Source organism: Hwanghaeella sp. 1Z406, assembly GCF_048892425.1.
In the GTDB taxonomy this organism is placed as follows: Bacteria; Pseudomonadota; Alphaproteobacteria; order UBA8366; family Aestuariispiraceae; genus Pacificispira.
Genome location: NZ_JBLZHU010000017.1, coordinates 1 through 7,400 on the forward strand (window position 1 = coordinate 1; position 7,400 = coordinate 7,400).

Below are 7,400 nucleotides of genomic sequence, written 5' to 3' on the forward strand. Positions count from 1 at the left end.
TCCCAATATTCATCGTGATTGGTAAAGGACATGTCGGTGCCTTCGGGATCGGTGATCCGCGCCCGTTTGGCATTGCGAATCCGGTCCCAGGTCCATTTGTCCATGGCATTGATGACTTCAATGGGCATGGCATGGGCCGGGGAGGCCAGGATTTCCGGCGTGATGAAGGGCATGCGCTGAATCTTGATGAAGCGTTCGGCCAGTACCGGACCGCCATAGCCCATCAGGATTTTATCGTATTTCTGGTTCTTCTCTTCCTCTTCCCACATGTCCATCCACTCAGCGAGCTCTTTGGTGCGGAACAGGTAGTAATCGACTTCATCCGCGCCGACCCATTGGGGGATCGGGCCGCGGTCGATGTATTTGATCTCGTATTTGACCTTGTACTTCTCAAGGATCTTTTTGCAGGCCTCAATCGTCAGTTCGCTGTGCCAATTATCGACACGCAGCATCACTCGCTCGCCCTCTTTCAAGTCCCAGCACGCATTCAGGCCGTGGTTATAGGGCCGTTGTGCGACATGCTCCAAATAGGGTAGCAATTGATCAGACTTGGTGATTTCCACAAAGGGAGGACAGCGCGGCGGCCGGCTGGATTGCAGCGGCGGCGTGCTGTGTCGTGGCAGCGCATCCGGACGCAGGCCTGTGTTGATTGCAGAATTTTGGTCCGTTTGAATGTCATCTTTTGGCATGATCGCCCCTTCGCAAAAAATCACAGAAACAAGAATTGCATGCAAAATATTATTTTGAGCCCAATAAATCAATTAGAAATCGGATTTTTTGAAGGAATTGCATTCATTTTAAAAAGAATGATGAACTGATCCGACTTTCACCGTTCTTCGGAGCGGCTGATCAAACCAAGTCCCGGGATTGCGGAGACGGGTTTGCCAAGGCGCATACCCTCAACACTGGCACGCTTGTTACGGCACGCCTGATGGGCATACCCGATCATCAGGGCAGCAGCGTGGCCGCCTTGCCGCTGAATTAATGCCTCAACCAATTGGACCCGGGTTTCATAGGTGCGCTTGACACGTTCCAGGCTGAAATCGTCGGAAGACAGGTCGAAGACAACACTGTGCGGCGCCACCAGTGGAATGCGTGAAAGATGAGCAATTGTTGAATGAATTGCTGTGTTACCGGAGGCGCTGACAATCAAGGCATGGAATTCAGCTACAAGTTCCATCCATTTTAGCCGTGCTTCGCGTTGTGAGAATCCTGAAGCGAGGACCGTTTTCATGCTATCAAGAAGGTCGCGGAACAACGACACATTCGCATCGGATATCCCTTTTTCACAAATGCAGCGTGCGGCGATAGCCTCAATTTCTCCCCGCAGGATGATTGCATCGGAAACTTCATCCAGTGTGAATCTTTTAGTTCTGAAACCACGATTGGGCGTGTGAGCCACAAGCCCTTCAAGTTCCAGAGAACTGAGTGCCAATCGGATAACAGTTCTCGATACCCCCAGGCTGGCTGCTATATGCACTTCCTTCAGTTTCTCCCCCGCGCCATAGGTGCCGCTCAGGATGGCTTCTCGAAGGATTTGTGTTGCATTCTCAACTTGGGTGGACATTTCGCCTCTCTCGTCATGGCAGCATTTTTCAGTTCATCCAGTGCAACAGGATGAGTGAAATATCTGGAACAAGAACCAATACCAGCAGTACTAGCAAATTGCACAGAATGAACGGTGCCACGCCGGTATAAATCTGGCGCAGAGGTACGGACGGCGTCATGGAATGCAGCAACATCACGTTCATCCCAATGGGAGGCGTGATCATTCCCAATTCGATGATCGCCACATTTATGATTCCCCACCAGATCGGATCATAGCCAAGTTGAATGATCAGCGGCAGGACAAAGGGAAGGGTGATCAGCATGGCCGAGATGGTTTCAAATATGCTGCCCAGGATAATATAGCCCAGTAATATCATGAAAATAATGGCCAGCGGGGGCAATCCGGTGCCCTGAAGAAACGTAACAAAACTTTCGGACAAGCCAGAAAACGTTACAAAATAGGCGAAAACCGAGGCCCCGATAATTATAATATAGATGGCTGCGGTGGATTGGGCAGCATCCAACAGCGCCTTCCAGAAATCCGCCAAACTCATGCGGCGGCGAACCAGGGCAATGCCCAGCGCAGCAATCGCGCCGACGGATGCTCCCTCGGTCACGGTAAAGACGCCACCATAAATGCCACCCAGAACGACGAAGACCAAAATGCCGGCCGCCCAGGCCTTGCGCAAAGCGCCGAGGCGTTCCAACCAGGTTGCGCGGGCGCTTAAAGGCGCCCAATCCGGCCGCAGCCGAACGACAATGGCGATGGTCGCTAACATTGCCATCACGGTCAGAATGATAGGAATGATCGACGCGACAAAGACATCCAGGATGAATTGCTTCGCCAGAATGGCGTAAATTACCATGACGATAGAGGGGGGCACGATGGATCCCAGATTTCCACCCGCCGCAATAACGCCACACGAAAATGACGTTTTATACCCGTGGCGCAGCATTTCCGGCAGCGCGGTTCGTCCAAATGTTGCGGTTGTTGCAAGGGACGATCCACAGATGGCCCCAAACCCGGCACAGCCCATAATCGTGGCATAAGCAAGGCCGCCGCGTCGATGTCCCAGCCCTGCCTGGGCCAGTGAATAGATTTCTGTCGACATGCGGCCGGCGGAGGCAAAGCTGCCCATCAGAAGGAATAATGGCACAACGGCCAGATCGGTACTGGATAAATTAGCAACCGTTTCTGTACCCAAAAGTGATAATGCCGGACCCCAGCCGATCAATGCGGCAACGCCCAACACCCCGGCAATTGCCATCGCAATCCCGATCTGCACATGCAACAGGATCAGGGCAAACATGCCTGCGATCCCCAGGGCCGCGATCAAGGTCGAGTCCATAAAGCCTCCTGATACTCATCCATTACAACGAAACTGTCGGGTTTGAGGCTTGGTCGCCTCGGCGGAGGTCGTGGATCGTGTCGAAGGTCACAAGAGCTTCTACGAGCAGGGCAATCCCTAGAATAACTGTTACAGCCCACCACCATGGTGCGGTCGGCCAATGCAGTAACCATGTTGCACTGTTCATCGCGGCCTCACGGGTTGCAAAACGGCCCATCTGGTAAACGATGACAGCCAATACCCCGATGGTGGCCATATGGGACAGCAGTTCCAAAACGACATTTCCTGTCGGTCCGAACCACGCCCCAAAAATGCGCACAGCGACGCCCCGTTTGCTCCATAATGCAATTGGAAATGTCGCGGCGACGGATACTGCGGTAATCAGGCCTGAGAACTCACCAACAGCGCTGATCGGACTGTTAAACAGCCAGCGCATCAGAACGTCCAGCACTGTCATCGCAGCAAGGATTAAAAAGCAGACCAATCCCGCCGCGGCAACGGCTTTGGCAAGTAAACCTGCCAATTGATACAAATTGTTCGGGCGATGGGGCACGGACATGTCAGATTCCCCCTTATGCCGGGCTTAAAGAAAGAGGGGCGTTTCGGTTTAGATTTTACTCAAACCCGAAGCGCCCCGCGATCAAAATCTAGCGTCCTGCTCTGATATCTGACAAGATCGTCTCAAGCGAGGCTTTTAGTTTTGCGCCATTTTCCTGGTTCTTTGCCCAGCCATCGCTGACTTCGCCCAGTTCTGTACGCCATTGTTCCAAAGCGGCACCGTCTGGTTCCGTGACAACATGCTTGCTGCTGGCCACAGTCTCCTTGTGGATGCGATCAGCTTCGGTATCAAATACCTCACCAAATGCACGGGAGAAAGTTTCACCGCTGACCGAAAGAATGGCCTTCTGGGCTGATTCCGGCAAAGCGTCGAAGCGCTCTTTTGACATGGCGACCATGATCGGGACGGCCCCCATCGGCACCAGCAGGTGATACTTGGTGACATCCAGAATACGGAAATCATTCAGTCCGATCCATTCTGCCAGGGACCCGTCGATAACCCCACGGCTGATCGACTCGGCCGCTTGTGTCACGGGTAAGCCAACAGGGGTCGCCCCGATTTTTTCCAGGATAGCATTATCAACCTGACCTGCGGACCGAATTTTCAACCCGGACACATCGCTTAACGATGTCATCGGTTTTGCTGTATGCAGGCTGTAGGGGGCTGTTGTGAAGAGACCGAGCGGCTGCAAGTCTTCATAGCCGCGCAGCAATCCCTTCTCGTATAATCGCCAATAGCTGACACTGCCCTCAACCGAACTGGCGACGTGAAAGGGAAGGTTCAGGACTTCATTGTCAGGATATTTCCCCTGGCTATAGGCCGGGATCATCCAGGCAATATCTGCCACGCCATTGGTCAATAGATCCAATTGTACGGCAGGGCTTTTTCCAAGAGCACCGCCGGGATACAGCTTTATCTTAATCTCACCGTTGGATGCTTCTTCTACCCGCTCAGCCCAGGGTACCAGAACGTCTTTGTAGCTGATCGATTGTGGCGGCAGGAAAATTGAAAAAGACAGCTCAATTGGATCGGCTGCCTTTGCAAATTGGGTTTGACCTAAAAGTACGCATAGGCATAAGGCCATCAGGCCCTGATATTTTTTCCACATTGTTTCCTCCTCATTCCCATTTGTTTTAGCGTCGACCATCTGTATCGGGTCGTTTTTAGGATACGACGATAGTGACACCACCGTTTCACAGATTGTCATGAGACAATGCATGCATTGCATACATAATCAAACATTTTTCGCATGTTTTTCATTGTTAATTATAAAAATGTATGCATTATCGAAAAAAATGAATGACCTGAGGATAGTGGTTTCAAACAACATCCGGGTACATTCCAAGAATAAATCGGGGTATGGAGGAAAATGCCAATGAATGTCCTTGTGACGGGCGGAACTGGTATCATCGGGGTCAATGTGGTTCGGCAATTGAACGCACAGGGGCACACTGTCACCGTTATGGATGTGAAGCCGGATGTTGGGTTTCTGTCGGATATTCGATCAGAATACAGATTTGTCCGTGGCGACCTTCAGGATCTTCCTTGGATTATTGAATTACTGAAGCAGGATCGCATTGATCAGATCGTGCATCTGGGTGCGGTCATGTCGCCGCATCACACAACGCACCCTTATATGCTGTCCAAAATCAATCTCGAAGGAACCTTGAACATCTTTGAAGCTGCGAAGCTTTGCGATGTGGGCCGGGTCATTTTTGGCAGCACCCGTGGTGTTATCGCACGCACGGAAGGTACGCCCTATGGTGCGCCCTATTACGACCCTGTCCCGTCATCTTTTACCGGGCCTCGACTGCCATTGACGATCCTCAAGCGGGCAGCGGAAGACCTGGGGCTTTGCTATGCAAGGAATGGTTTCTTTGAGTTCTGCGCGATCCGTTATGCTGACTTTTATGGTGCTGAGCGCGTCATAAAACCTGAGCGTAGCCAGGCCAGTGTGTTCAACGATGTCATCTTGGCCGCGATTGACGGTTGTTCACTCGATTTGCCCGGGGCGGATCAGGTGTTTGATCCTGTCTACATTAAGGATTGCGCGGCGGGGACCGTTGCCGCCTGTACAGTCGAAAAATTGCCAGCCAGGGTTTATCAACTGGGATCTGGCCGTGGCATTAAGTTTGGTGAGGCCGTAACCCAGGTCTGCGATCATTTTTCTGCGAAGATGATTACTGTGGCACCGGGTTTTAATTTTGCTCCCACTGAAAAGGACCCGAACTATTGTGTGCTGGATATCGAGGATGCCAGGCGGGATCTTGGATACAGTCCAGCCTTCGGGTTGCAGGAAGGGCTGGCCGATTTTGTGCTGACTTTGGAGCGTTATCGAACGTCCGGGGCGTCGTCCGCAGCAATGGTTTCGGCCTGATAGTTTCAAGCGATAGGATTTATAGGTTATGGCGAATTACACAATCTCTGCTGATGCGGGTGGGACTTTTCTGGATCTCGTACTTGTCGATGATACGGGGCGCATCGCCGTTGGGAAGTCCCTGCACACGCCGAACAATCCCGAGGTTGGGATTATGGAAGCCGTTGGCATCGCTGCGAAGGCGTTGGATTTAGACGCGCAATCGGTTCTGGATAACTGCACCTTGGTCTTTCACGGCACGACGGTCACCACTAATGGCATGATTGAGCGCACTGGCGTGCGTACAGGCCTGATCTGTACCAAGGGGTTTGAAGATACATTGCGTATTGGTCGCGTTAAGGCGCGAACGGAAGGATTGGATCAGTATCAACTGACGCAATATACCTTAAACGATCCACCGCCACCGATTGTATCTGAGCTTGATATTGCCGGTGTTTCCGGGCGCATGGATGCCCAGGGTACAGAAATTCTGGCGCTGGATATGGACGCATTGGAAGCAGGCGCGACACGGCTAGTGCAAGCGGGTGTGGAGGCGATTGTCATTTCATTCCTGCATTCTTATGCCAATCCGGCTCACGAACAGCAGGCTTGTCGCTTTCTGCGCGATAAATTCCCGACCCTGCACATTATGGCGTCTACAGATGTAGCATCGGTGTTGGGGGAATATGAACGCACAAATACCGCCGTTGTGAACGCAAATTTAAATCCGTTGCTGCAAAAGCACCTGTCCAATCTTGGTCACGCGCTGGAGTCCAACGGGTATCATGGTCCGGTTCTGATTATGCAGTCCATCGGGGGCGTCAGTCCGATGGAAAATGTTCGGCATCAATCGGTCACAACGCTGCTGTCGGGTCCCGTCGGCGGTATTGTTGGCGCCCAGCAGATTGGTGGGTTGATAGGGGAAAGCAACATCATCACGACCGATATGGGCGGGACCAGTTTCGATGTCGGCCTTGTCGTTGGCGGACAACCGATCCGATCTGCCCAAACCGTAATTCATCGGCATATCCTGACGGTCCCTGCGGTCGATATTGAGACCATCGGCGCCGGAGGGGGCAGTGCGGTTTGGCTGGATGACAATGGCAATATAAAGGTTGGTCCGCGCAGCGTCGGTTCAAATCCCGGTCCCGCCTGTTATGGGTTGGGGGGGCTTGATCCCACGGTAACCGATGCGGATGTCGTCCTTGGATTTATTGACACATCTTCCTTCGCCTTTGCCCATGGCCGGGCCAGCAGGGATTATGCGGTTGCTGCGATAGAAGAGCGGATCGGGCGACCGCTTGGATTGTCGGCTGAAGAGGCGGCGCATGGCGTCCTTCAGATCGTCAACAATCAGATGGCAGATCTTATCCGCAAGGTGACAATCGAGAAGGGACATGATCCAGGGGATTTCGTTCTGTTGGCCTATGGCGGCAGCGGTCCAGCGCATTGCACGGCCTACGGCGCAGAGATCGGGGCGAAGAAAATCGTTATTCCGCCCTATGCATCGGTCTTTTCGGCCTATGGAATTGCCCAGGCCGATGTTCAGTTTTCCGTCACAGGTTCTGTACTGCAAGTGATTGCTCAG

At 52.6% G+C, this 7,400-nt stretch carries 7 protein-coding genes; 2 read left to right on the forward strand and 5 right to left on the reverse strand.

What is annotated here, in order from left to right; translation table 11 throughout:
- The 5 genes from ACOSDR_RS20060 to ACOSDR_RS20080 all read right to left on the reverse strand — a co-directional run.
- A partial coding sequence (locus ACOSDR_RS20060) for a hypothetical protein (protein WP_420732328.1) occupies positions 1–689 on the reverse strand: 689 nt, incomplete at its 3' end.
- A 137-nt stretch (positions 690–826) separates the two neighbouring features.
- Complete coding sequence (locus ACOSDR_RS20065; protein WP_290482077.1) at positions 827–1,567, reverse strand: GntR family transcriptional regulator; 741 nt, start codon at positions 1,565–1,567, stop codon at positions 827–829.
- A 28-nt stretch (positions 1,568–1,595) separates the two neighbouring features.
- The gene (locus ACOSDR_RS20070) at positions 1,596–2,897 is read right to left on the reverse strand and encodes a TRAP transporter large permease (protein WP_290482078.1); all 1,302 of its coding nucleotides are present in this window, start codon (positions 2,895–2,897) and stop codon (positions 1,596–1,598) included.
- A gap of 22 nt (positions 2,898–2,919) precedes the next feature.
- Positions 2,920–3,456, reverse strand: a complete 537-nt coding sequence (locus ACOSDR_RS20075; protein WP_290482079.1) for a TRAP transporter small permease — start codon at positions 3,454–3,456, stop codon at positions 2,920–2,922.
- 88 nt (positions 3,457–3,544) lie between these two features.
- Positions 3,545–4,564 carry a TRAP transporter substrate-binding protein gene (locus ACOSDR_RS20080; RefSeq protein ID WP_290482080.1) on the reverse strand — a complete coding sequence of 340 codons (1,020 nt, stop codon included), beginning with the start codon at positions 4,562–4,564 and terminating at the stop codon, positions 3,545–3,547.
- Between the two features lie 261 nt (positions 4,565–4,825).
- Here ACOSDR_RS20080 and ACOSDR_RS20085 point away from each other — a divergent pair, with 261 nt between their 5' ends.
- Both ACOSDR_RS20085 and ACOSDR_RS20090 read left to right on the forward strand, forming a co-directional pair.
- Positions 4,826–5,833 carry an NAD-dependent epimerase/dehydratase family protein gene (locus ACOSDR_RS20085; protein WP_420732329.1) on the forward strand — a complete coding sequence of 336 codons (1,008 nt, stop codon included), beginning with the start codon at positions 4,826–4,828 and terminating at the stop codon, positions 5,831–5,833.
- 28 nt (positions 5,834–5,861) lie between these two features.
- A partial coding sequence (locus ACOSDR_RS20090) for a hydantoinase/oxoprolinase family protein (protein ID WP_420732330.1) occupies positions 5,862–7,400 on the forward strand: 1,539 nt, incomplete at its 3' end.

Bases quoted from the DNA above. Each gene is read 5' to 3' on its own strand.
- ACOSDR_RS20065 (WP_290482077.1), bottom strand. From the start codon at position 1,567: ATGTCCACCCAAGTTGAGAATGCAACACAAATCCTTCGAGAAGCCATC.
- ACOSDR_RS20070 (WP_290482078.1), bottom strand. From the start codon at position 2,897: ATGGACTCGACCTTGATCGCGGCCCTGGGGATCGCAGGCATGTTTGCC.
- ACOSDR_RS20075 (WP_290482079.1), bottom strand. From the start codon at position 3,456: ATGTCCGTGCCCCATCGCCCGAACAATTTGTATCAATTGGCAGGTTTA.
- ACOSDR_RS20080 (WP_290482080.1), bottom strand. From the start codon at position 4,564: ATGTGGAAAAAATATCAGGGCCTGATGGCCTTATGCCTATGCGTACTT.
- ACOSDR_RS20085 (WP_420732329.1), top strand. From the start codon at position 4,826: ATGCCAATGAATGTCCTTGTGACGGGCGGAACTGGTATCATCGGGGTC.